This window comes from Burkholderia pyrrocinia, assembly GCF_001028665.1.
GTDB lineage: Bacteria > Pseudomonadota > Gammaproteobacteria > Burkholderiales > Burkholderiaceae > Burkholderia > Burkholderia pyrrocinia.
The window spans coordinates 633,574-655,969 of the sequence record NZ_CP011505.1 but is presented as its reverse complement, the minus strand read 5'-3'; the positions used below and the strand labels follow the sequence as shown (position 1 = coordinate 655,969).

Annotated in this window: 22 protein-coding genes; 8 read left to right on the top strand and 14 right to left on the bottom strand. The window is 66.0% G+C overall.

The genetic code is table 11. From position 1 onward, the window contains the following. Positions 1-21: 21 nt before the first annotated feature. The 4 genes from ABD05_RS33055 to ABD05_RS33045 all read right to left on the bottom strand — a co-directional run bounded on the left by ABD05_RS33055 (position 22) and on the right by ABD05_RS33045 (position 3,504). On the bottom strand, positions 22-1,290 hold the full coding sequence (locus ABD05_RS33055) for an alginate lyase family protein (RefSeq protein ID WP_238594200.1): 1,269 nt from the start codon (positions 1,288-1,290) through the stop codon (positions 22-24). Between the two features lie 291 nt (positions 1,291-1,581). Continuing rightward, a complete protein-coding gene (locus ABD05_RS33050; RefSeq protein WP_047904338.1) occupies positions 1,582-1,938 on the bottom strand; it encodes a SpoIIAA family protein in 357 nt (118 codons plus the stop codon). Between the two features lie 319 nt (positions 1,939-2,257). Then, complete coding sequence (locus tag ABD05_RS38155) at positions 2,258-2,494, bottom strand: hypothetical protein (RefSeq protein WP_148669200.1); 237 nt, start codon at positions 2,492-2,494, stop codon at positions 2,258-2,260. A 104-nt stretch (positions 2,495-2,598) separates the two neighbouring features. Beyond that, on the bottom strand, positions 2,599-3,504 hold the full coding sequence (locus ABD05_RS33045) for a LysR family transcriptional regulator (RefSeq protein WP_047904337.1): 906 nt from the start codon (positions 3,502-3,504) through the stop codon (positions 2,599-2,601). Between the two features lie 118 nt (positions 3,505-3,622). On the opposite strand from ABD05_RS33045, the gene ABD05_RS33040 reads away from it, so the two are divergent. The 3 genes from ABD05_RS33040 (at position 3,623) to ABD05_RS33030 (ending at position 5,724) form a co-directional block, all read left to right on the top strand. Continuing rightward, entirely contained in the window at positions 3,623-4,213 is a 591-nt protein-coding gene (locus ABD05_RS33040) for a flavodoxin family protein (protein WP_047904336.1), read from the top strand. A gap of 72 nt (positions 4,214-4,285) precedes the next feature. Then, positions 4,286-5,341, top strand: coding sequence for an aldo/keto reductase (locus ABD05_RS33035; protein ID WP_047904699.1), 1,056 nt, complete (start codon positions 4,286-4,288; stop codon positions 5,339-5,341). Positions 5,342-5,433: 92 nt separating this feature from the next. Continuing rightward, positions 5,434-5,724, top strand: a complete 291-nt coding sequence (locus tag ABD05_RS33030) for a DUF1330 domain-containing protein (RefSeq protein WP_047904335.1) — start codon at positions 5,434-5,436, stop codon at positions 5,722-5,724. A gap of 58 nt (positions 5,725-5,782) precedes the next feature. Here ABD05_RS33030 and ABD05_RS33025 read toward each other — a convergent pair whose 3' ends face one another. Genes ABD05_RS33025 through ABD05_RS33000 form a run of 6 tightly spaced genes read right to left on the bottom strand, consistent with a single transcriptional unit; the run spans position 5,783 to position 9,891 of the window. Then, positions 5,783-5,965 carry a hypothetical protein gene (locus tag ABD05_RS33025; protein WP_148669199.1) on the bottom strand — a complete coding sequence of 61 codons (183 nt, stop codon included), beginning with the start codon at positions 5,963-5,965 and terminating at the stop codon, positions 5,783-5,785. Positions 5,966-5,984: 19 nt separating this feature from the next. After that, positions 5,985-6,818, bottom strand: coding sequence for a shikimate dehydrogenase (aroE, locus tag ABD05_RS33020; RefSeq protein WP_047904333.1), 834 nt, complete (start codon positions 6,816-6,818; stop codon positions 5,985-5,987). 7 nt (positions 6,819-6,825) lie between these two features. Then, positions 6,826-8,037 (bottom strand): CaiB/BaiF CoA transferase family protein, encoded by a 1,212-nt coding sequence (locus tag ABD05_RS33015; RefSeq protein WP_047904332.1) that lies wholly within the window; start codon positions 8,035-8,037, stop codon positions 6,826-6,828. After that, a complete protein-coding gene (locus tag ABD05_RS33010; RefSeq protein WP_047904331.1) occupies positions 8,037-8,495 on the bottom strand; it encodes a MaoC family dehydratase in 459 nt (152 codons plus the stop codon). The genes ABD05_RS33015 and ABD05_RS33010 overlap by 1 nt, the downstream gene beginning before the upstream one ends. Before the next feature lie 2 nt (positions 8,496-8,497). Beyond that, complete coding sequence (locus tag ABD05_RS33005; protein WP_047904330.1) at positions 8,498-8,890, bottom strand: VOC family protein; 393 nt, start codon at positions 8,888-8,890, stop codon at positions 8,498-8,500. A 41-nt stretch (positions 8,891-8,931) separates the two neighbouring features. After that, positions 8,932-9,891 carry a ketopantoate reductase family protein gene (locus ABD05_RS33000; RefSeq protein WP_047904329.1) on the bottom strand — a complete coding sequence of 320 codons (960 nt, stop codon included), beginning with the start codon at positions 9,889-9,891 and terminating at the stop codon, positions 8,932-8,934. A 95-nt stretch (positions 9,892-9,986) separates the two neighbouring features. Here ABD05_RS33000 and ABD05_RS32995 point away from each other — a divergent pair, with 95 nt between their 5' ends. The 3 genes from ABD05_RS32995 to ABD05_RS32985 all read left to right on the top strand — a co-directional run bounded on the left by ABD05_RS32995 (position 9,987) and on the right by ABD05_RS32985 (position 14,396). After that, entirely contained in the window at positions 9,987-10,892 is a 906-nt protein-coding gene (locus tag ABD05_RS32995; protein WP_047904328.1) for a LysR family transcriptional regulator, read from the top strand. 237 nt (positions 10,893-11,129) lie between these two features. Further along, positions 11,130-12,542: a response regulator c-di-GMP phosphodiesterase, NosR family gene (gene nosR, locus ABD05_RS32990; RefSeq protein WP_047904327.1), complete on the top strand. Its 1,413-nt coding sequence runs from the start codon at positions 11,130-11,132 to the stop codon at positions 12,540-12,542. 84 nt (positions 12,543-12,626) lie between these two features. Further along, positions 12,627-14,396 (top strand): histidine kinase, encoded by a 1,770-nt coding sequence (locus ABD05_RS32985; protein ID WP_047904326.1) that lies wholly within the window; start codon positions 12,627-12,629, stop codon positions 14,394-14,396. A gap of 336 nt (positions 14,397-14,732) precedes the next feature. Here ABD05_RS32985 and ABD05_RS32980 read toward each other — a convergent pair whose 3' ends face one another. Beyond that, positions 14,733-15,941, bottom strand: coding sequence for an ATP-grasp domain-containing protein (locus tag ABD05_RS32980; protein WP_047904325.1), 1,209 nt, complete (start codon positions 15,939-15,941; stop codon positions 14,733-14,735). Positions 15,942-15,983: 42 nt separating this feature from the next. Beyond that, complete coding sequence (locus ABD05_RS32975) at positions 15,984-16,928, bottom strand: hypothetical protein (protein WP_047904698.1); 945 nt, start codon at positions 16,926-16,928, stop codon at positions 15,984-15,986. A gap of 167 nt (positions 16,929-17,095) precedes the next feature. On the opposite strand from ABD05_RS32975, the gene ABD05_RS32970 reads away from it, so the two are divergent. After that, positions 17,096-17,971 carry a LysR family transcriptional regulator gene (locus ABD05_RS32970; protein ID WP_047904324.1) on the top strand — a complete coding sequence of 292 codons (876 nt, stop codon included), beginning with the start codon at positions 17,096-17,098 and terminating at the stop codon, positions 17,969-17,971. A 49-nt stretch (positions 17,972-18,020) separates the two neighbouring features. Here the strand turns inward: ABD05_RS32970 and ABD05_RS32965 are convergent, their stop codons facing one another. Together ABD05_RS32965 and ABD05_RS32960 are read right to left on the bottom strand one after the other, a co-directional pair. Beyond that, positions 18,021-19,289 carry an ATP-grasp domain-containing protein gene (locus ABD05_RS32965; RefSeq protein ID WP_047904323.1) on the bottom strand — a complete coding sequence of 423 codons (1,269 nt, stop codon included), beginning with the start codon at positions 19,287-19,289 and terminating at the stop codon, positions 18,021-18,023. A 58-nt stretch (positions 19,290-19,347) separates the two neighbouring features. Beyond that, on the bottom strand, positions 19,348-20,775 hold the full coding sequence (locus ABD05_RS32960; RefSeq protein WP_047904697.1) for an MFS transporter: 1,428 nt from the start codon (positions 20,773-20,775) through the stop codon (positions 19,348-19,350). 441 nt (positions 20,776-21,216) lie between these two features. Here ABD05_RS32960 and ABD05_RS32955 point away from each other — a divergent pair, with 441 nt between their 5' ends. Continuing rightward, on the top strand, positions 21,217-22,338 hold the full coding sequence (locus ABD05_RS32955; protein WP_047904322.1) for a TauD/TfdA family dioxygenase: 1,122 nt from the start codon (positions 21,217-21,219) through the stop codon (positions 22,336-22,338). Positions 22,339-22,396: the final 58 nt, after the last annotated feature.

Genomic DNA, 22,396 nt, shown 5'->3' with positions numbered 1-22,396 from the left:
CGGTTTGCGGCCCGCTGGCCGTCATTTGAGCGTATATGTCAACGTCCCATATCCGAGCTGATCGAAGCCGCCGCTGTTGGGACCGTAGTCGCCACCGCCGCCTTCCGGCGCGACCTTGCGGGCATAAGCCTCGACGTCCGGCGCGGAGAGCCCCTTGAGCACGACGTAATGGTTGTAGACGAGTGCCCAGATCGGACGCCCGTCACCGCGTGAACCCGGCGAGATGACGGGCTGCGTGACGTCGCTGTTCGTGTATTGCGTGTAAGGCACGTCCTTCCCGAGGTTGTATCGGGCGGCGTATTCCGCTCCGCGCAGGAACCGGTTGTCGTCATATCCGTACAGATCGTCCCCCTGGCTCCAGGCCATCTGGCAGAACGGCCCGAGCAGCGCGATATCGAGCATGGTATGCCCCTGGTCTCGCCCGCTTTCCTGCACCTGACCCAGCCCATCCGGATACAGCTTCCACACCACGTGTTCGATTGAACCGTTGCCGGCGCCATGCCTGAAATAGTCGACCGCTTCGGCATAGATGTCGTGACGGTCGGTCAGGACCCCGATCGCCAGCATGGATGCCATGTTTGCGAGATCCCAGTTAGCCCAGTAGTGGTCGATCCTTGCGCCGTTGTGGCGCGTCAGGAAGTCGTGGTTCATCGGATAGAACACGCCCAGCATCATCGACTGGAAGCGCCGGAAATCGTCGGCGCGCCACTGCGGGGACGTGCGCAGGATTTCGCCGGCGTTCGCCAGCTGGTAGCCGTAAATACCGGAAGCCAGGAACTTGTCGGAACTGCCATCGATCGTCGTCAGCGTGCGCGACCACGCATTCAGGACGTCTATGGCGTGTTGCGCGTAGGCGTCGTCGCCGGTGATCTTCCATCGAAGCGCAAGCGCGTAGGCCGCAGCGGCATCGTTGAAGAGCGTGGCGTAATTCTCTGCGTGGTCGGGGTTGCGTCCGCGATAGATGGCCGGCTGCGGATTCGGCTTCCAGTCGAGCGATGCATGCCGGTTGGCAACCAGGCGTTGCCAGCCGTCGAACCACGGCTGCCGCCGCGCGGCGACGTTCACGCGCATGCGCGTGAAATCGCTCTCCGTATGCAGCAGGCCGGGGTGGACAAAAGGTGCGCCGGCCACGCGGGCGCCGGGCGCAGGCTTCGGATGTGCGTCGGTGTGTGACTGATACGTACCGGTCGCGTCGGTATGGTGCTGCGTCGCGGCAGTGCACCCGCCGAGCATCACGATGCTAAGAACGGGAATCGTGGCTGCTGCTCGCAAGGACAGGCGAAATGCCATATGGGTCCGATAATGATTGCGCTGGTCTTGCCGAGAAAGAGCCAGCATGGATTCGAACAGGAACCGGCGTACGCTGAACGCGCCGCCGGGAGAAAGCCGCTTTGCAACGTATGAACGGTCCTCGGGACGCTACGGTTGACGGTAAGTATTCCGTAAAGAATCATTCGTCATCCCGGGAAGACGCATTCCGATTCCGTGCATACCGATCCAACAGGCGTCGCTTACGGACCGCCTACGGTCAATCGCGCTCGGACGTGCGTCCGGACTGCTACGAAATTCGCCTGGTGGCGTTCAGGTGTTGATCCAGACGCGCGCCTGCTCCAGCTCGTCGACGTGGAATACCTTGACTTCGGCCTTCGTAAAGAACCGCGCCAGATGTATCGACGCTCGGATCCAGCCTGCATCGGCCACCACGGCGGCGCGCGTGACCTTGCGACTCACGGGAACGCCGAGCGTTATGTCGGTCCACAGCGCCTTCGGCTCGATGCCGGTGAAATGCTCGATGCGTTCGAGCACGCGGGTCTTGCCGTTCAGCTCGAGATCGCCACGCATGCGCTCGATGGCCTCGCGCAGTTCGTGGTCGGTGATTTTGCCTTCGACGGAAATTTCGATGACAGGGGAATCGGGCTCGGTGCGATACTGGATCATGGCAAGACCTCCTGACTGGGGAGACGTTACACACTCAAGCGCGGCGCGGATGAGCCTGGCGTTCGATGATTTCTTCATCGTACGCCTTTCCATACAGCCCGGTCAGCAGCGTTCGGAGCAGGCTGACGGGCCCGCCCCGTCACCGGTTTCCCGCCCGCGATGGCCAGCCGTTCGGTTGGGGTACGAGCAGGGACGGGGGCGGAGGGCGGCAGTTTTTCGGATATCCGGCCGGCCGCCGCCGGCCGATCCTTCAGGACCCACTGCCAGCAACGGCATCGCCAAGCACTCGCCGCGCACGGGGCGAGGTCGTGACTGGATGTTACGGAATGCGAACAGTATCGAGATCGCGGGCGCGCTCGACGAAACCGTCGTCGTGAATGATCCCGTTGCGATGCGCGAGGCCGCGCGTCTCGGTTTCGTTGCAACACGCCTCGCTGCCATGCAGCCTCAAGTGTGTTGCATCGACGGGTTGAGTCCGCAGTCGACTGAGGTAGTTCGGCCACTTGCGCCAGGGCGCGCGACCGGCGTCCGACTTCGCGCTTCCGGGTTCGGCCATTTTCTGCCGCTCGGCCAGGCTCGTGCACCGACGCTCCAATGGCTGCCATGCCCCGGATACCTGACAACTCGTCCACTGCCCCTCCGAGCCGCTACTCCCGAAGGTCAATCAAAATAGGGCTCCAATACCCGCTCGATCCAATCCATGAAGGCCCGGACGCGTGGCGACAGGTTACGCCGATGGGCCACGACGAGCGACGCGGGGAGGGGCTCAGGACGCAAGTCCGGCAGAACCTCCACTAGCGCGCCGCTTTCGATGTGATGCGCGAGCGCCGAATATCCCGCCTGGATCAACCCGATGCCCGCAAGCCCGGCTGCATGATAGGTCTGCACACTGTTGACCTGCATCGCGCTTGGCAACGGAAGCGACGCATAGCCGTCGCCATTCGGGTATTCCCAACCGGCATGCCTGGCGCCGAGTGTCAGCGTGTAGTGGATCATCCGGTGCCCCTGGCTGCGCAGATCGTCGAGCGTGTGCGGTATGCCGTACCGTGCCAGATAGCTCGGGCTCGCCGCATTTGTCATGCGCAGCTTGCCCAGCGGTCGGGCAATCAGCGTCTCGTCGACGATCGGACCCAGACGGATCACGCAATCGAACCCTTCCTGCACGAGATCGACACGCCGATCGGTGCTGGAAAGCTCCAGTTCCAGATCCGGATGTGCCGCCATCAGTTGCGGGAGCGCGGGCACCACGACGCTTCGTGCCAACTCGGTGGGCATGTCGACGCGCAACCTTCCCCGCAGTGGCGTGCCATGACCCGAGAACATCGATTGCAATTCCTGTACTTCGGCCAGCAGGTCCCGTGCGCGCAAATAAAAGGCGCGTCCGTCTTCGGTTAGCTGCACGCTCCTCGTGGTCCGGTGCAGGAGCGCAACACCCACATCTCGCTCAAGTTCACGGATCACCATCGAGACACGTCCCTTCTGAATACCGAGGCTTTCGGCCGCACGCGTGAAGCTCGTCATTTCGGCGACACGGGCAAAGATCAAAAGCGCGTCAAGGTTTTGCATTGTTCACCCAGGGAGTAACAGAACGTTCAATTTGTCATCATTTATAACTCAGTTGTGACTCAGTAGAGTGGCTTCCCATGTCGTCCACAGCGGACGATTCGAACGAAAGGGAGCCACCATGACACAACACACTTCTCCGGTTAAAGCGGCCGTCGTCTACCACTCCGGCTATGGGCATACCGAGCGCATGGCAAGTGCTGTCGCCGAAGGCGCCGGCGCGGTACTCGTCGCAATCGACACCGACGGAAACATGGCCGAGGATGCGTGGAATACGCTTGCCGGCGCGGATGCGATCCTGTTCGGCTCGCCGACCTACATGGGCGGCCCCAGCTGGCAGTTCAAGAAGTTTGCCGACTCATCGTCGAAGCCCTGGTTCGAAGGTGCGTGGCAAAACAAGATCTTCGGCGGCTTCACCAACAGCGCAAGCATCAACGGCGACAAGCTCAATACGCTCGAACACTTCGTTCTGCTTGCCGGGCAGCACGGCGGCATCTGGGTCAGCATGGATATCAAGCCGGCGAATGTGAAAGCCTCGATGCGTGACGACCTGAATCGCATGGGCTCCTATATCGCGCCGATGGCGCAGACGCCTGCCGATGCGTCGCCTGCCGAGATGTCGCCGGGGGACCTCGAGACGGCACGCCGCTATGGCGCTCGCGTCGCGATGATCGCCGGACAGTTCCGGTCCGGAAAATCCCAAGGCAACTGAAATCCTCGCGCGCGGGACGTGACAGCCCGGACGCCGCCGCATTTTATCCAGCCAACCTTGAAGGGAATGGCCATGAAATACAAGCAACTCGGCCGCACCGGCCTGTACGTCTCCGAGCTGTGTCTCGGCACGATGACGCTGGGCGGCAATGCCGACGCCGGCATGTGGAAGGCGATCGGCGCACTCGGTCAGGACGACGCGAACCGGTTGATCGCCCGCGCGCTTGCCGACGGAATCAATTTCATCGACACCGCCGATATCTATTCCTTCGGTCAGTCTGAACGTGTCGTCGGACAGGCGCTGAGAGACATCGGAGTACCGCGCAGCGAGATCGTGCTGGCGACGAAGACGGCCGGCGTGATGGGCCCGAAACCCAACGAGCAGGGGGCGTCGCGCGGTCACATCATGGATTCCGTGCAGCGGAGCCTGGAACGGCTCCAGGTCGACCATATCGATCTTTACCAGATACACGCGAACGATTCTGTCACGCCGATCGAAGAAACGCTGCGGGCCCTCGACGATCTCACGCGGCAGGGGCTGGTTCGTTATGTCGGCGTCTCGAATTGGCGCGCAGGCAGGATCGGTAAGGCGCTCGGACTGAGTGCGGCGCTACACGCCACGCGCTTCGAGACGCTCCAGGCCTATTATTCGATCGCCGGGCGGGACGTGGAGCGCGAACTGGTGCCACTCGTTGTCGAGGAGCGGATGGGGCTGCTCGTCTGGTCGCCCCTCGCCGGCGGATTGCTTTCCGGGAAGTTTGGTCCCGGGGCACCTGCCGAAGAAGGTTCGCGGCGCAGCCATTTCGATTTTCCGCCGGTCGATCTCGGTCAGGCCTGGCCGTGCGTTGCGGAGATGCGTGCCATCGCTGACGCGCGCGGTGTCTCGGTCGCCCGGATCGCGCTTGCGTGGTTGCTCGCCAAGCCGTTTGTCACGAGCGTCATTATCGGCGCCAAACGGATCGAACAGCTCGAAGACAATCTCGGCGCGGTCGATGTCGCTCTCACCGAGGACGAACTTGCGCGTCTTGAAGCCGTGAGTGCCTTGCCTCGCTGCTATCCCGGCTGGATGATCGATCGTCAGGACGCGAGCAGGCGCCCCTTGCCGTTCAGGCCCGATGCGTCGAATTAGAACCGGCTACTGCACAACCATACCATCGACATCGGCGGTTATTCGAATGCCCCCGCATCGAGTTGAATGCGGCCACTGAACGAGGCATAGACATGCCAAAGGGTTATCTGATCGCACACGTCAGCGTCTCGGACGCAACTGCTTACGCCGCCTACGCAACAGCCGCAGGCGATGCAATGAAGCATTACAGCCCCAAGGTCATCGCTGGTTGGGGAGCGTATGAAAACCTCGAAGGCGAGGCCCACGAGCGGCATGTGGTCCTCGAGTTCGATTCGCTGGCCGAGGCCAGGCGTTTCTATGAAAGCCCCGAATATCAGGCGGCCAAGGCGCTCCGCGCCGGGGCAGCGACCGGGACCTTTGTCATCCTCGAAGGGACTTCATGACGCTGGTCGCGACGCGCCCGAACGCCAGCCCCCCGCTTTGATTCAGTGCCGGGTATTTTCATGAATCCCGGCAGCTTTCGTGCTCGTGAAGGCGCAGATCGACCACGGTGCATGCGTGAAAGATGGCCGCGCATTGCTGATCGGTGCCGGGGCAGCGGGTAGCGCGATCGCGATCGCTTTGCTCGAGGCGCTTGCCGAATACGTTGTGCTTGACACCGTGCAGCAGCGGGATTTTCTTCATGCGTATCGCCATCGCACCTTCAGTCCAACGGCACCGTGAGCCGGTCGATCACGGCCCGCGTCCCGGGGCGCACGCCGCGCCACCAGTCGAAGGCTTCTGCTGCTTGCTCGACCAGCATGCCCACGCCGTCCGCGACAGTCCGCACGCCGGCATTGCGCGCGAGCCGCAGGAAAGGTGTCAGCCGCTTGCCGTAAGCGAGTTCATAGGCTGCGCCCTCCGTGCTGAAGACACTTGGCGGAACGGGCGGCAGGTCGCCGGTGAGACTGGCCGACGTTGCGTTGACCACCAGATCGAAACGTCCCATTGCCTCGAGATCGCCATAGCCGCAGGCGAGCAGCGGGCCGCACGCGTCGACCTGAGACGCGAGGGCTCGAGCTTTGGCCAGATCCCGATTCGTGATGACCAACTCGGCGGGGCGCGCCGCCAGGAACGGCAGCAATGCGCCGCGTACTGCTCCGCCTGCGCCGAGCACCAACACGCGTTTGCCGTCGAGCGGCAGGCCGAGGTTCACCTCGATATCGCGCACGAGTCCGATTCCGTCGAAGTTCTCGGCGACGATGCGGCCGTTGTCGAACTTCATGGCATTGACGGCTCCGGCAAGCTTCGCTCTTTCGCCGAGTTCGTCGGCCATCGCGAAGGCCTTCAGCTTGAAGGGTGCGGTGACGTTCATCCCCTTGCCGCCCGCCACGACGAACGCCCGCACGGTTTCTGCAAAGGCTTCCTCGGGTTCCAGCGGGCCTTCGATGGCCGCGTAGGTCATGTCTTGCTGCGTCTCTTGCGCAAAGAGTCCATGAATCAGCGGAGATTTGGTGTGTCCGATCGGGTTGCCGATCACCGCGTACTGGTCCGTCATCAAGGCCTCACTTCGAAAAAAGAACGCCGTCGGTCTGCATGGCGTCGATCTCGGCAGGGCCAAAGCCCAGCGACTGCGCCACTTCCGCGTTGTGCTGACCGAGGTCAGGCGCGACGTCGCGGATCGTCGTATCGCAATCCGAGAAGCGGAACGGCAGGTTGGGCAAGCGCAGCGTGCCGTAGCGCGGATGCTGCTGCTCGACCACCATGCCGCGCGCCCGGATCTGCGGATCGGCAAGCACCTCGTCGATGCGCTGCACTTTCGCGCACGGAACGTCGATCGCGTCCAGCAGCGCCAATATTGACGTCACGGAACGAGCGGCGACCCATGGTTGCACCACGGACAGGATGTTCGACCGATGGGCATTGCGCCCCACACTGTCGTGGAATCGCTCGTCGGTACCGAAACCGGCCGGCCCGCCATGAGCCTCGACCAAGGCTGCGAAGCGTTTCCAGGCATCGTCCACCTGCGCCGCGATCACGAGATCGCCGTCGGCGGCACGGAACACGCCGTAGAGCGTCGAGTTCGGCATGTCGTGACCCGTCTGTTCGGGTAGCACGCCCTGCAACGTGTAGCACTGCACCGCGTACTCGTGCATCGACACCAGCGTGTCGTACAACGCCATGTCGATATGCTGGCCCCGGCCGCTACTCGCGCGCCCGAGCAGCGCGGCGTTGATGGCCGCCACCGCATGAATGCCGGTGTACATGTCGCCCAGCGAGATGCGCAGCAGCGGCGGCGGTTCGCCCGGCGTGCCGACCATCTGCATGATGCCGCTCCTGGCCTCGGCGATCAGGCCGAAGCCGGCGCGATGAGCATCCGGTCCGGTATGGCCGTAAGCGGAGATCGAGCAATAGACGAGGCGCGGATTGCGTGCCGACAACTCGGCATATCCGAGCCCCAGCTTGTCGAGCGCGCCCGGCCGGTAGTTCTCGACGAACACGTCCGCCGAGTCGCACAGACGCTGCATGAAATCCTTGCCGCGCGGGTCCTTCATGTTGACGCTGACGCCGCGCTTGCCCATGTTGAGCTGCAGGAAGTAGCCGCTTTGCCGGTCGTCGAGCACGGTGGCGTGCTGGCGCCCTGCATCGCCGCTGCCCGGGCGCTCGACCTTGATGACTTCGGCGCCGAGCGCCGCGAGGCAGCGTCCCACGTAGGGGCCGGCCAGAAAATGGCTGTAGTCGACGACGCGAATACCTTCGAGAGGGCGGGCTTGCATCAGAACGCTCCCGGCCGGCGCGGCACCATCAGGCGATGCTCGCCGCGCTGGACGACCTGCCCGTCCTGATTGATCAGCTCGGACGGCAGCACGACGATGCCCCAGTCGGGGCGGCTCTTGCTTGCCCGCATCGAGCCCACGCGGAACTTGACGTGCAGCACGTCGTCGACCTTGATGGGCAGGAGAAAGTCCCACGTCCAGCCGAGCGACATCCCCGGCAGGAAGCGGTAGTCGCTCTGCGTCTTGAGCCCATCGGCGATCGACAGCCCGAACAGGCCGTGCGCGACGAGGCAGCCGAAGTGGCTCGCATTGGCGTACTCCTCGTCGACGTGCACGGGCGTGCGGTCGCCGGTGAGGTCGGCGTAGGCCAGAATGCGCGCTCGGGTGACGGTGTAGCCCGGGCTTACGCATTCGTCGCCCTCACGGGCGTCGTCCCAGTATTTCTCGGCGATCGTCATGGTCACGCCTCCGCGCGCGGGTTGATCGCCAGCGCCTGCGCGACGCACGCTGCCGGCCTGGCCTGGATCAGTTCGACGGCGAGGCCGTCCGGCAGGCGCACCCAATTGCGCCCCTGCGGCATTTCGCTTACGCCATGCTTTTGCGCCGCGGCCAGTGCGGCCTCGAGGTCTTCGCACATCACGCCGAGATGCGCGAGCCGGCCCTCCGGACCTTCATGATGTGGGTCATGGATGAATTGCAGGCCGCCGAGTGTCCAGTACTGCCGGGGTTCCTCGCGGGTACCGTCCACCTCGCGCATGCTCATGCCGAGCACTTCCTCGAAAAAGCGGATGTGCCAGCGGATGTCCTTCACCCGGATGGCAACGTGCTCCAGATAGGCCTTTGGAACATTCATTGGGTTGTCTCCTTTGTCTACCGGGGTTGGCGCTTCAGCGCTTACTCCGGTCTCATGCTGGTGTTGAAGTGTTGTCGGTCGGCCATGGCGCGCTCGATGCCCTTGATGCAGGCCACCAGCGTCGCGTTGACCGGAGTCGGCACGCCATGCCGCTGTCCCCGGCGCACGACCGAACCGTTGATGAAGTCGATTTCGGTGACCGAACCTTTCTCCAGGCTTTGCAGCATCGAAGTCTTGAAGCCCGGAGACAGTCCCGCCGCGGCCAGCGTCCACGCCTGTTCGGAATCGGTGATGGAGAGCTTCACGCCGGCGGCCCGGGCGACTGCCATCGCCTCGGCGACCGCCGCGAGGGCGGTCGCCTTCAGCAGCGGCTCGTCGTAGAGTTGCCCATAGGTCAGGCCGGTGACGCCGGTCAGTGCGCCGGTGGCGACGTTGACGAGCAACTTGTCCCACATCGTGCCGACGATGTTGTCGCTCACGATGGTGTCCAGCCCGGCGGCATTGAAGGCATCGGCAATCGCCAGCACGCGGGGCGTGAGCCGGCCATCGAGTTCGCCGACGTAAGTGGTCTTGCCGGCCACGCCGGACTGGATATGCCCCGGGCCGCGCATGACGCCGCCGACGTAGGTCTTGCCCGCCAACACCCGCTCGCGGCCGACGATGTCGGCGAGCACATCTTCGTGCCCGAGGCCGTTCTGCAACGACAGCACCAGCGTATCGGGCCCGATCAGCGCTTGCGCGCCGCGCATCGCCGATTCGGTATGGAATGACTTGACCAACACGACGACCAGATCCGCAGTGCCGGCCTCGGCGGCCCGCGTAGTGGCACGGACCATGACGCGCCGCGATCCGGCGTCGTCGTCCACCCGCAGACCGTCGCGACACATCGCCTCGACGTGCGCCATCGAGCGGTTGAGCAACCAGGTCTCGTGGCCGGCTTCGGTGAGCGCCGCGCCAATGGCACAGCCCAGTGCGCCGGCACCCAGAATCGCGATCTTCAATGGCATCTCCTTGACATGGAATCCACGATACGAGTTGCTGTTCATGCCGGCAATGCAATGACTACAATGACATCATTGTGTTTCGCAATAACGCCATGACGCCGACCGATCTCCCCGAACTGAAGCTGCTGCAGCTCTTCGATCTCCTGTACGACACCCGCAGCGTCACGCGCGCGGCGGAACAACTCGGGCAAAGCCAGCCGACGGTCAGCATCTGGCTCGGACGTCTGCGCGAATTCCTGCAGGATCCGTTGTTCGTCCGTACGCCGGGCGGCATGGCGCCGACGCCGCACGCCGACGCCATGATCGGGCCATGCCGGGAGATTCTCGAATCGTTGCGGCGTTTCGCGGCGTGGGAAATCGCATTCGATCCCGTTACCGCGCAGCGGCGTTTCCGCATCTGCATGACCGACGCGAGTCACATCACGCTGCTTCCGCGCTTGCTTGCGCACGTACGCGCGCAAGCGCCCGGAATCCGTCTGGAGGTGGCGGGAATCGACGGCAATACCGAACGAGCGCTGGAATCCGGCGAAGCCGATCTCGCAATCGGCCATGTGCCGTGGCTAGGCGGCGGCATTTACCAGCAGCAGTTGTATTTGCAGGATTGGGTATGCCTGACCAACCGGCATCATCCGCGGTTGCGCGCAAAGCTCGGGGCGAAGCAATACCGCGCGGCGGGGCATGTCGCGATCACGGCGGGGACCGGGGCGCAATTGCTGGAGCAGGCGCTCGTGCGTGAGCACGTCGAGCGGCAGGTGGTGCTGGAGTTGCCGGGCTTTCTCGGGTTGGCCGCGATCATCCAGACCACCGACCTGATTGCGACGCTGCCGCGACATATCGGCGAGACACTGGCCAAGGCCAACGACCTGTCAGTCCATCCATGCCCGATTCCCGTCGAGGGCTTTGCCGTGCGGCAGCACTGGCACGCCAGATATCACCACGAAGCCGGCAATCGCTGGCTGCGCGGTTTGGTGGTTGAGCTGTTTGGCAATTCGCACTGACCTGTCGTATCGTCTTCAGCTATCGGTGGCCGATGCGTCCGGATCCGTCAGGTGTGGGCGGCGTGCCGGAGCTTTTCGAGGGCGAGCACGGCAAGTACTTGCGATTCCTTGCCATGCGGACGGAACGAATCAAGACCCCGTGACAAGCACGTATCAGCGTTTCTCCCAATATAAAAATCGCCGCACGAGCCGATGTTGCAAAGAGAGAAGATGTAAATAATTGATCCGAGGCCGATTATGACGACATCTGCAACAAACGGCGTGAATGCCATATCGCCTGAAACGCCCGACGCGGCAGCCGCATCCGGCGACGCATGTCCCGCACCGTCGATCCTGCTGGTCGACGACGAACCGAACGTGCTGTCGGCGCTCAAGCGCGTGTTCCGTCCCGCACGCTACGAGATCCTGACCGCCGACAGCGGCGAGGCCGCACTCGAGATCCTGGCGTCGACCGAAGTCGACCTGATCGTGTCCGACATGCGGATGCCGCACATGAGCGGCGCGGAATTCCTGGCTCGCGCGCGGGCGCTGTACCCGGACACGATGCGCATCCTGCTGACCGGTTATGCGGAGATCGCGTCGGTCGTGCAGGCCGTCAACGAAGGCGGCGTGTATCGCTACCTGAACAAGCCGTGGGACGATCACGACCTGCTGCTGACCATCGAACAGGCGCTGGAGCAGCGGCATTTGCGCCGCGAAGCGATCCGGCTGGCCGCGCTGACCGAGGCGCAGAACGATGCGCTGCGCCGTTTCAATACGGAACTCGAAACGCAGGTGCGCGCGCGCACCGAGGAACTCGGCCAGACCGTGATGTTCCTCGAAGCCGCGCAACGCGACCTGAAAAGCAGTTTCACGGCGATGGTCCAGGTCTGCGCGAGCATGATCGAACTGCGTTGCGGGACCGCCGGCGGACACGCGATGCGGGTCGGCGAGATTGCGCGCCGGCTCGCGCTGGCGTCGGAGATGAGCGAGCTGCACGCGCAGGACGTCTATTTCGCGGGGCTGCTGCACGGCATCGGCAAGTTGTCGCTGCCCGACGAATTGCTGCACAAGCCGCTCACGCGGATGACGACGGACGAACACCGCCTGTTCCAGCAGCATCCGCTGCGCGCGCAGATGGTGCTGACGCCGGTCGCGCAACTGCACAAGGTCGCGTCGATCGTGCTTCACCAGTACGAGCGCTTCAACGGACGCGGCACGCCGGACGGGCTGGCCGGCGACGCGATCCCGCCCGGTTCGCGGATCGTTGCGATCGCACGCGATTTCGAAGGGCTGCGCAACGGCGAAATCGGTGCGCCGCATTCGCTCGAGCAGGCGCTCGATGCGCTGCGGTCGCAGGCCGGCGTGCGGTATGACCCGCAGCTCGTCGAGCGCTTCGTCGAGCTGATGCGGGACCCGGCGAGTCTCGGCATCGCGGCGTCCGTCGCGGAGATCAAGTCCACGCAGTTGCGTGAAGGGATGCAGCTCGCCGACGATCTGCGCACGCATCGCGGCGTGCTGCTGATGACGAAAGGCAGCGTGATGTCGGCACACCAGATCGAGCTCGTGCGCCGCTTCGAGACGCGGGAAGGGACGCCGTTCGACATCCTCGTCCTGGCCGGCGCGGCCGCGTCGAAGCAGACGCCCGCTGCAGGCACGCCGCCCGCCTGACGTCGGATACGCGGCCTGACGGCCGCGGTGCGCGCTCGAGCGCACGTCGCGGCAACGCATTCATACCGATTCGGGCGCTCGATCATGCACGGCACCTACAATCTCCCGCTCGTCCTGCTGTCGCTCGCCATCGCGACGCTGGCTTCCTATACGACGCTCGATCTGGCCGCGTTCATTTCGCTGCTCGACAACCCGAAGCTCAAGCGTGCGTGGCTGGGCGGCGGCGCGGCCGCGATGGGAACCGGGATCTGGTCGATGCATTTCGTCGGCATGCTCGCGTTCTCGCTGCCGATCCCGCTCGGCTATGCACTGCCGGACACGGGCGCATCGCTGGCGATCGCCGTGCTCGTGTCGTATTTCGCGCTGAACGTCGTCACGCGAGCGCGGCTGGGCTGGCGGCGACTGTTCGCGGGCGGTGCGCTGATGGGCGGCGGGATTGCCGGCATGCACTACGCGGGGATGGCTGCGATGCACATGCAACCCGGCATTCGCTACGATCCCGCGCTGTTCGCCGCATCGATCGGCATCGCGGTGATCGCATCGACCGCCGCGCTATGGATTGCGCAGGCGCTGCGCGCGCAGCAGGCACGTCATGCGACCGCGCAACGCGTCGGCGCGGCCGTCATCATGGGCATCGCCATTACCGGCATGCACTATACGGGGATGGCGGCCGCCCATTTTGCGCCGGACGTTCGATGCGGCGCCGCGAACGGGATCGACGCGCCGTGGCTCGCGACGACCGTCGCGCTGTTTACGATGGCGACGCTGATCGTCACGCTGCTGCTCAGCCGCTTCGATGCGCGCACAACCTTTCTGCGCGGGATGACCGACACGCTCGAACGGCTCGTGAAAATGCGAACCGCCGAACTCGAGCGTGCGTTGCATCGCTACGAGCAGTCGACGGAGATGCTGCAGCGCACGCGCGAGAACATGGCGACCGAGATCGACGAACGCAAGGCGGCACAGGCACGGCTCGAACAGGAGCGGGAGGAACAGCGGCGCCTGCTGCATGCGCTCGAGGAAACCCACGTGCAGTTGCTGCAGTCGGAAAAACTCGCGTCGATCGGCCAGCTCGCGGCGGGCGTCGCGCACGAGATCAACAATCCGATCGGCTTCGTCAGCGCGAACCTCAATACGTTGAAGACCTGGGTGCGAAGCCTGCTCGACGTGGTCGCGGCGCATGAGGCCGTGCTGCCGCAGCTCGACCCCGCCGCCCGCGATGCGCTGACGGCGATGGGCCGCGCGGCGGATCTGGACTACGTCCGCGACGAGATCGTGACGCTGATCGACGAATCGATCGATGGCGCGGTGCGGGTGCGGCGCATCGTGCAGGACCTGCGCGATTTCTCGCGCCCGGTCAGCGACGAGTGGAGCGTGGTCGATCTCCACGCGGGCCTCGAGAGCACGCTCAACGTCGTTCATAACGAACTCAAGTACAAGGCCGACATCGTGCGCGATTATGGCGACCTGCCGCAGGTCGAATGCCTGCCGTCGCAACTGAACCAGGTATTCATGAACCTGCTGGTCAACGCGGTGCAGGCGATTCCCGAGCGCGGCGTCATCACGATCCGCACGTCGAGCGAGGGCGAACAGGTGTCGATCGCGATCAGCGACACCGGAACGGGCATGTCGCCCGACGTCGTCCGGCGGATCTTCGATCCGTTCTTCACGACCAAGCCGGTCGGGCAGGGAACGGGGCTTGGCTTGTCGGTATCGCACGGCATCGTCGAGCGCCATCGCGGCGCAATCGACGTGACGAGCGAACCCGGGCGCGGCACGACGTTCTGCGTGCGGCTGCCGGTCCGGCGGGCACGCGACAACGCGAACGCGGCGGCGCTGGCGCAGCGGGCGTGAGGCGGCGATCGGGAGCGCCGTGCGTGTGCGGGAAGCGCGTGCTCAAAGGGCATTGGCGCCGCCGTGCCGCGTGAGATTTTTGCGCAGGCGAATGCGCAACGCAGGTGCCTGCGCGTCGACGCATTGCGCGGCAGCGAACCGAACTGCTTCCATGAACGGAACGGCTTCGTGCCGCGATCCGACCTGTGATGCTGGATCTGGAGCATGCGCGTATGTTCGTTCGGAGCAACTGACGACCCATTTTCCGGCGGACGGGGCCGCGAGCTGCCCATAGACGCCGAGTACCGGCTGGACGGGAGGGCGTACCGCTCCCGTCCAGCCGCGCTGGCCGACGCGCTATCCGGCCGGCGTCGGCTGCCGGACGTCGCCGCTATCGGTCGATGAGCCCGGCCTTTTCGCCACCTCGTGCGCGGCCGGCGACGCGACACGCACATAAAGAAACGCGCGCCGTTCGCGATCCGGCAACACTTGCGGCCCGTAACTGATCGTGACTGCGCCGTCGTTGATCTCGCCAGCCTGCGCGAAACGCCACGCGCGCGGATCGCTGTCGAGCAGGAATTCGGCGCGCGCATACGCGTGCGGCTCGAACAGTTCGGGAATCGTCACCGTCCGTCCGTCGAGTTTGTCGAGCAATGCATCGACCACGTTGAAGCCGTATCCGTCGCGCACGATGTCGCAGATGAAGCTGCCTGCGATGCGCGGATTCAGTTCGATCACGTGCGGCACGCCGTCGTGCACGATGCAATCAAGATGCACGGGCCCCCACGTGAGCCCGGCGGCTGCGGTCGCGCGCGTGCCGACGTCGATCAGCGCGCGCAGCGTGTCGGCATCGAGATCGAGTTCGGAGGTATAGCCGCGTTCGAGAAAGCCGGCGCCATGCCGCTTCAGCTTGCGCAGCGCGCCGACGTAGCGGCCGTCGAAATACTCGACGCAGTATTCGCTGCCGCTCAGGAATTCCTCGATGACGACGCGCTCCGTCGCGAGCGTCCGCGCATCGGTTTGCGCGGCGGCGAGCGCGTCGAGTTGCGCGCGCACTTCGGCGATGTCCTCGCAGCGCCGGACGCCATCGCTCGCCGATCCCTCCGACGGCTTGACGACGACCGGAAAACGCAACGGGGCGGCCGCGGCGGCGAGCGCTGCCGGCGCGCCCAGCGTGCCCGTGACGAATTGCGCGGCGGGGATGCCGTGCGCGGCGAGCAAGGCCTTCTGGTTCGACTTCGATACCGCGTGCGCGACGTGCCGTGCATCGGGGCCGGGCAGGCCGAGCGCGTCGGCGACCCACGCGGCGGTGCGCGCATAGGTGTCGTGGGCGGTCGTCACGCGCAGCGTGTCGAGTTCACCCTGAAAACGCGTGCGCAGCCAGCCGGCGAGCTGGCCGGCGTCGGGTTCGAGGTTGATAGTCTCGACGCCGTCGGGAAACACGCCGTCGAGACGATGGCCGGGCGCGGTGACGACGGTCACGGCCACCTGGCGCGCGAGGGCGGCACGCACGAGTGCGAGGCTGCTGCCGGTGGCGCGTGCGCCGATCACGATGAGTCGCTTCATGCTGGATCCTTGATCGAGGACGGGAGAGCGGGGCGGTGCCGGCTAGCGTGCACGCCTGCGCAGGCGCTGCGCTTCGAGGCGCGGCAGCAGGTGCTGGACGACGCGCGGCAGCGTGTAGATCGGCAGTTGCGCGCACGTGAACACGAGCGCCATGGTCGGCGTGGCCGCGAGCCCGAGCGCGGCCCACATCAGCCCGACATTGCGATTGGCGACGATCAGCGCGACATTGAGCCGCGTGCGGACGTCGCCGGGCGTGAGCCCGTACGCGATGATCTGGAAGCCCGCGTTGACGGCGAACGCGAGTGCGATCGCGCTCAACGCGCGCTGCGGCGCATCGATGATCGACTGCTGCATGCCGGCCATCGTGCCGAGCGCGAACACCAGCAGTGCGACGACGACGATCGCGTCGATAGTCGTCGCATAGCGATCGAGCCGCGAGCCGGCGAGCCGCCGCACGAGCAGCGCGACGCCTTCGGCGCTGCCGATCAGCAGCGCGAGCCGCAACGCGAGACTCAACGGCGAGATCGACACGGCCGCATCATGGCTGAACCAGGCCGTCAGCAGCGGCGCGGTGAGCGGAACGAACGCCATCGACGCGAGGGTCGCGACGAGCGCGACGCTCGCGTCGAGAGACAGCATCCGCGCGATCGTCGACGTACCGCTCGACGGCGGCGCGCAGTACGCGATCACCAGCGCGACGACCCACTCGTCCGGCATGCCGGCGAGCCGCGCCGCGATGCCGAGCGCGACCGGGCAGGCAATCATCGTCGCGGCGGGCAGCAGCAGCGACACGGCCGGCCGCCGCGCGACCGCGCGCACGGCGCTCGGTTCGACGCGCAGCAGCGTGCCGAGCACGAACAGGAACACGGTAACGGGCATCAGCGGCCGTGCGAGGTTCGCGAGCGGCGGAATCAGCAGACCGAGGCCGACGCCGCACGCGAGCACGGTCGGGCCGCGCCGCACCAGTGCGGCGATCAGTGCACGCACGGGCAAGCCTCGCGCCGACGGCGCACGGAGGTGAAGCCGGAACAGACAGCGGATGACATGCGGATTCCTCGGAAAGGGGCCGGCCAGCATGGAATGTCCGCTAGGCTAATCCCGATGATTCGCGAAGTAAAATGATATAAACTGGATCAGTAACAAGAGAAGGTGATATGAACATACCTCTGCTCGAAACCTTCCGGGCCGTCGTGCAGGAAGGCAGCGCGTTGCGCGCGGCCGAACGGCTCGGCTGCACGCAGTCGAACGTGACCGCGCGGCTTCGCCAGCTCGAAGAGTCGCTCGACGCGCCGCTGTTCGACCGGCACGGCAAGCGGCTGGTGCTGAACGAAGCCGGGCGCCGGCTGATCCCGTATTGCGACCGCATCCTGCGCCTCGTCGACGAAGCGACGCAGGTGGTGCGCGAGACGCCGGTCGCACGCAGCTTCCGGCTCGGTTCGATGGAAAGCACGGCGGCCACGCGGCTGCCGGCGCTCGCCGCCGCGCTGAAGGCGCACGATCCGGCACTCGGCCTCGCGGTGCAGATCGGCAGCGAACCGGAGCTGGCCGACGCGCTGCTGCGCGGCCGGATCGACGCCGCGCTCACCGCGCGCGCGGTCGTCCGGCCGGGGCTGCGCTACGAGCCCGCGTTCGCCGAGGACATGGTGCTGGTGAGCGCGGCCACGGTCACGCGCCGCCAATTGCTGGCCGACAGCACGGTGCGGCTGCTGGCGTTTCACGACGGCTGCCCGTATCGCGCGGTCGCCGAGCACTGGCTGAAGGCGCGCGGGTTCGCGATCGAATCGGTGTCGTCGTTCGGCACGTTCGGCGCAATCCTCGGCTGCGTGGCGGCCGGAATGGGCGTCGCGATCCTGCCGAAGCGGATCACCACCGAACACGTGGCCCGCAAGGAACTGCGCGCGCACGCGTTCGACGATCTCGACAGCGTGACGACCTACCTCGTCACGCCCGAGGAAGCGCCCGCGCTGTCCGAACTCGACGCATTGCGCGCGGTGCTGGGCCGGCAGGCGGGGGCGTTGCTCGCGCGCTAGCGCCGGAGAAGCGGGAACTCGAGGGCTCGGGCGCGCGGTGCCAGCAACGCTACGCCAGCGCGACGGCGCGTTCGTCCGCGAAGAAATCGGCCTCGATTTCGCGGATGCGCCGGCAATCCTCGAGCAGCCGCTCGAACGTCGGGCTGTAGAGGCCGACCGTGCCGAGCGCCGTCTGCAGGTCGGTGGTCACGCGCAGCGTGTCGCCGACCTTGATCCACTGCTTCAGCCCGACGAACGACGGCAGCGCCTGGATCGCCTGCCACGTGAAGTCCTGCGCGAGCACGCCGTTGCGCGACGACAGCAGCAGCACGTGTCCGCAGTAGCCGCGAAAATCCGTCGGCGCGGCGGCTTCGCCGAACAGCCGCTCCGGATGCAGCACGGCTTCGACGGCGGCCGACACGTGATTCTCGCCGCTGACCGCACTCGTCAGCCGCGGGTCGAGGCTGCCGTGCAGCCGCGCGTTCAGTTCGACGATCGTCGGGCCGTCGGCCGTATCGAACAGTTCGAGATGGGTCGGCCCGAAGCGGACGTCGAGCGCATCGAGCACGTCGGCCGCGTAATCGAGCAGCGGCGCGTAGCGCGGGTCGGCATGGTTCAGCACCAGCATCTTGTCGAGCCGCGGCGCGTGCGTACGGTCGCGATGCACCTCCCACAGGCTGACCACGCGATGGCGGCCCTCGAACGACACCGAATCGACGATGTATTCCTGCCCCTCGGAATAGCTCTGGATCACGATGTCGTCGTTCGGCTGGTTGTACAGCGAACGGGTGGCCAGCACGTCGCGCGCGGCGTGCTCGACCTGCTCGAGCGTCCGGCAGATCTTCACGCCGGCTACGCCCGCGCTGCGCGCCGGCTTCACCACGAGCGGCAGCGTGCCGTACGCACGTGCCCATGCGAGCGTTTCGTCGACCGACGTACTGTGAAAATGCGCGGGTGCGCGCAGGCCGGCCTGGCGGATGCGCTCGTTCATCGCGAACTTGTCGCGTCGCGCGGCCGACGTCGCGAGGTTGTTGCGATATGGCACGTCGAGCCGCTCGGCCAGCGTGTCGGCGAGTTCGAGCGCCGCGTCCAGGCCGTGCAGCACCGCGCCGATCCGCAGGTCGCTCAATTGCGCGAGCGTCGCGTCGAGGTCGCCGCGATGCTGGACCTGGCGGATGTAGTCGGACGCGACGAACTGGTTCCGGTAGATTTCCGGCAAATCGGGGTCGCTGATCACGTGCGCGCAACGGATGCCGTATGCGCGAAACGCGGGCGCCAGATAGGCGGCCGTCGACGCGCCGTCGACGATCAGGACGGTATCGATGAAGCGATGCTGCATGGATTCCTCGCTCGGCTGTGGGATCGGTTGAAAAGAGGCGGGCGGCACGTGCTCAGGATCACGTGCCGGCGTCCGGCGCGTCGCCGGGCCAGCGCGCGGCCAGCACGATGCACACGGCGACGAGCGCGGCCGCGACGGCAAACGCACGCGACGCACCGGCCACGATCGCCGCGCCCTGGCCCGCGACCAGCGCACCGAGCGCCGCGACGCCGACGGCGGCGCCGACTTGGCGCGCGGTATTGAGGATCGCGGACGCGGTGGCCGAGCGGCCGGCTTCGACGCTGCCGAGCATCGTCGACGTCAGCGCGGGAATCGCGATGCCGCCGCCGATCGCCATCGCCGCGAGCCCGGGCGCCAGCAGTGCATACGGCGTGTGCGCTGCAAGCGTTTGCCACAGCCACACGTAGCCCGCGAGCGATACGCCGAGGCCGACGATGACGGTCGCGCGGAATCCGTACCGGACGGCGAGCCGCGCACTCGCGATGTTGGCGAGCATGATGATCGTGAGCGGCGCGAGTGCGAGCCCCGATTCGGTTGCCGTGAAGCCGCGCGCGTTCTGGAAATAGAGGCTCAGCGAGAAGATCAGCCCGTAGAACGCGGCATTCGTGACCGCACCGATCGCGAGCACGCCCGGCACGCGCGCGATCCTGAAGAACGCGAGCTGCAGCATCGGCGCGGCCACGCGCCGCTCGATCGCGATGAACAGCGCGCCGAGCACGACCGATGCAACCAGCGCGCCGGCCGCATATGGGTCCCCCGGCCCATGTGCGCCGGCCCGGATGATCCCGCCCGTCAGCAGTGCGAGCACGAGCACCGCGACGATCTGGCCGGCCGGATCGAACAGCCGCGTGCGCGCGGCGGCCGAATCCTGCACGTGGCGCAGCGTAAGCCACAGCCCGGCCGCGCAGATCGGCAGGTTGATGAAGAAGATCGCGCGCCAGCCGAGCGAATCGATCAGCAGCCCGCCGAGCGTTGGCCCGGCCGCGCTGATCGCACCGCCGGTCGCGCTCCACCACGCGACGGCCTTCACGCGCGCGGCGGTGTCGTTCGCGCAAGCATGCGTGATGAGCGCGAGCGACGTGGGCAGGATCATCGCAGCGCCGACGCCTTGCGCGACACGCGCGGCGATCAGCGCCGCGAGCGACGGCGCGAGCGCGCAGCCGAGCGACGCGAACAGGAACAGCGCGAGGCCGTACGCGAACAGCCGGCGGCTGCCGAAGCGGTCGGCCAGCGTGCCGGACGTCAGCAGCAGCGCGGCGAACGACAGCGTGTACGCATCGACGATCCACTGCAGCCCGTGGACGCTCGATCCGAACGAATGGCCGAGGCTCGGAATCGCGACGTTGACGACGGTCACGTCGAGCTGGACGATCGCGAAGCCGAGGCTCGCGGCCGCGACGGTCGGGAAGATCGTACGCAGCGACGAGCGATGCGGCGGCGCGGCGGCGGCCAGTGCGCTGTCGAGCGCCGGAACGCGTTCGCTCATTGCTGCCCCCGCGCCGCGTGGGTCGCGAGGCGGCGTGCCGGCGGCGAAGCGTCGCATCCGGCGTATCCGAAGAAGCAGCGCAGCAGGCGGTATCGGTTCATATGGCGAGTTCCCGGTTGGCGGATGAGGGGGCGGCTGCCCATCGAAGCGAGCCGCATCGTCGAATCCGACAGAAAACTAGCATCGACCCGCTAGCGAATACAAATAATAACCAGTGATTTTTTAACAAGCATTCGTGTTAAGGACCGGCGCGAGAGACGCAACATGGTGCGGTCGGAATTGCTGAACTTATATCGCTAATTTTTGTTAGCAATCGATTTAATATCATTTCGCAATGCAATGACGGTCTCCTAGTCTTGTCGAGCGCTTCGCACCGAGGACGGCAAAGCGCGGCGGTGGTGCCCACCGCACTTCGACCCAAGATCTTTTTACGAGAGACCTATGACCTACCTTGCAGATGAACGTATCGTCTTGACGGCAGTGGAGTCCGGTCACATCCGGAAGACGCTCGGCGCGCTCGCTTACGATCCCGCCGGCGGCGCCGGCTACATCAGCGCAGTCCGCAAGCTGGCCTACAACGCGTTTCCCGACCGGATCGTCGACGCCTTCGACCGCGCGAAGGCGCCGACCGCGGACGCGCACGGGTCGATCGAGATCGACAACCTGCCGATCGACGGCGATGTGAACGGCAGCCCGAGGTTCGAGGAGACCGGCCGCTCGTTCAAGTCCGGCGTGCTGAGCGAGAACGTACTGGTCGCGCTGAGCACGCTGGCCGGCGAGCCGTATTCGATCGCGCACGAAGGCCGCGAGCTCGTGAACAACCTGACGCCGCACAAGACGACCGCGCGCGAATACACGGGCCTCGGCTCCGAGGTCGAGCTGGATTTCCATATCGAGAATGCCGCGCAGGCGCACATGCCCGAAGGCGACACGTCGCCGTTCGCGTTGCTGCTGCTCGGCGTGCGCAGCGAAGCCGGCGGCGGCCCGTACACGCGGCTCGCGGATGCGCGCCGCGCGCTGCAACTGCTGTCGCCGGACGATATCGCGCAGCTCTACGGCGAGCACTACATCATCCGCGTGCCGTACCGGTGGCGCGGCGCGGCGCCGACGCCGCGCGACAACACCGACCTGAGCGCCGTGCTGTCGGGGCCGCTCGATGCGCCGCGCGTGACGGTCGCGTTCTATCCGGACATGGTGCTGGCGGTCAATACGCGTGCGCAGGAAGCGCTGGCCAACCTGTATCGCGCGGTGCGCGAGGTGTCGTTCGGCGTGCAGGTGTCGCCGGGCAAGCTGGTGCTGATCAACAACCATTTCACGCTGCATTCGCGCGACCGCTTCGATCCGCAATACGACGAGAACGACCGCGCGTTCCGCTGGGTGCAGCGCGTGTTCGTCGCGCGCAGCCTGTGGAATTTCCGCGCGTTTACGCCGCTGCAGGCGCGTGTGTTCGATCCGAAGGCGCTGTATGCGGGCGAATCGTCGCAAGCGACGCGCCCGTCGCCGGTCGCGCAGCCGGCGCCTCAGCGCACCGCTGCGGCCGAACTCGAAGCGACGCCCGCGTAAGAGGGCCGGGAACGCGGGGCGGTGGCTGCGTATTCCAGCGTCGATCATCGCGCTGCCG

Bases quoted from the DNA above. Each gene is read 5' to 3' on its own strand.
- ABD05_RS33055 (WP_238594200.1), bottom strand. From the start codon at position 1,290: ATGGCATTTCGCCTGTCCTTGCGAGCAGCAGCCACGATTCCCGTTCTT.
- ABD05_RS33050 (WP_047904338.1), bottom strand. From the start codon at position 1,938: ATGATCCAGTATCGCACCGAGCCCGATTCCCCTGTCATCGAAATTTCC.
- ABD05_RS38155 (WP_148669200.1), bottom strand. From the start codon at position 2,494: ATGGCCGAACCCGGAAGCGCGAAGTCGGACGCCGGTCGCGCGCCCTGG.
- ABD05_RS33045 (WP_047904337.1), bottom strand. From the start codon at position 3,504: ATGCAAAACCTTGACGCGCTTTTGATCTTTGCCCGTGTCGCCGAAATG.
- ABD05_RS33040 (WP_047904336.1), top strand. From the start codon at position 3,623: ATGACACAACACACTTCTCCGGTTAAAGCGGCCGTCGTCTACCACTCC.
- ABD05_RS33035 (WP_047904699.1), top strand. From the start codon at position 4,286: ATGAAATACAAGCAACTCGGCCGCACCGGCCTGTACGTCTCCGAGCTG.
- ABD05_RS33030 (WP_047904335.1), top strand. From the start codon at position 5,434: ATGCCAAAGGGTTATCTGATCGCACACGTCAGCGTCTCGGACGCAACT.
- ABD05_RS33025 (WP_148669199.1), bottom strand. From the start codon at position 5,965: ATGAAGAAAATCCCGCTGCTGCACGGTGTCAAGCACAACGTATTCGGC.
- aroE (WP_047904333.1), bottom strand. From the start codon at position 6,818: ATGACGGACCAGTACGCGGTGATCGGCAACCCGATCGGACACACCAAA.
- ABD05_RS33015 (WP_047904332.1), bottom strand. From the start codon at position 8,037: ATGCAAGCCCGCCCTCTCGAAGGTATTCGCGTCGTCGACTACAGCCAT.
- ABD05_RS33010 (WP_047904331.1), bottom strand. From the start codon at position 8,495: ATGACGATCGCCGAGAAATACTGGGACGACGCCCGTGAGGGCGACGAA.
- ABD05_RS33005 (WP_047904330.1), bottom strand. From the start codon at position 8,890: ATGAATGTTCCAAAGGCCTATCTGGAGCACGTTGCCATCCGGGTGAAG.
- ABD05_RS32995 (WP_047904328.1), top strand. From the start codon at position 9,987: ATGACGCCGACCGATCTCCCCGAACTGAAGCTGCTGCAGCTCTTCGAT.
- nosR (WP_047904327.1), top strand. From the start codon at position 11,130: ATGACGACATCTGCAACAAACGGCGTGAATGCCATATCGCCTGAAACG.
- ABD05_RS32985 (WP_047904326.1), top strand. From the start codon at position 12,627: ATGCACGGCACCTACAATCTCCCGCTCGTCCTGCTGTCGCTCGCCATC.
- ABD05_RS32980 (WP_047904325.1), bottom strand. From the start codon at position 15,941: ATGAAGCGACTCATCGTGATCGGCGCACGCGCCACCGGCAGCAGCCTC.
- ABD05_RS32970 (WP_047904324.1), top strand. From the start codon at position 17,096: ATGAACATACCTCTGCTCGAAACCTTCCGGGCCGTCGTGCAGGAAGGC.
- ABD05_RS32965 (WP_047904323.1), bottom strand. From the start codon at position 19,289: ATGCAGCATCGCTTCATCGATACCGTCCTGATCGTCGACGGCGCGTCG.
- ABD05_RS32960 (WP_047904697.1), bottom strand. From the start codon at position 20,775: ATGAGCGAACGCGTTCCGGCGCTCGACAGCGCACTGGCCGCCGCCGCG.
- ABD05_RS32955 (WP_047904322.1), top strand. From the start codon at position 21,217: ATGACCTACCTTGCAGATGAACGTATCGTCTTGACGGCAGTGGAGTCC.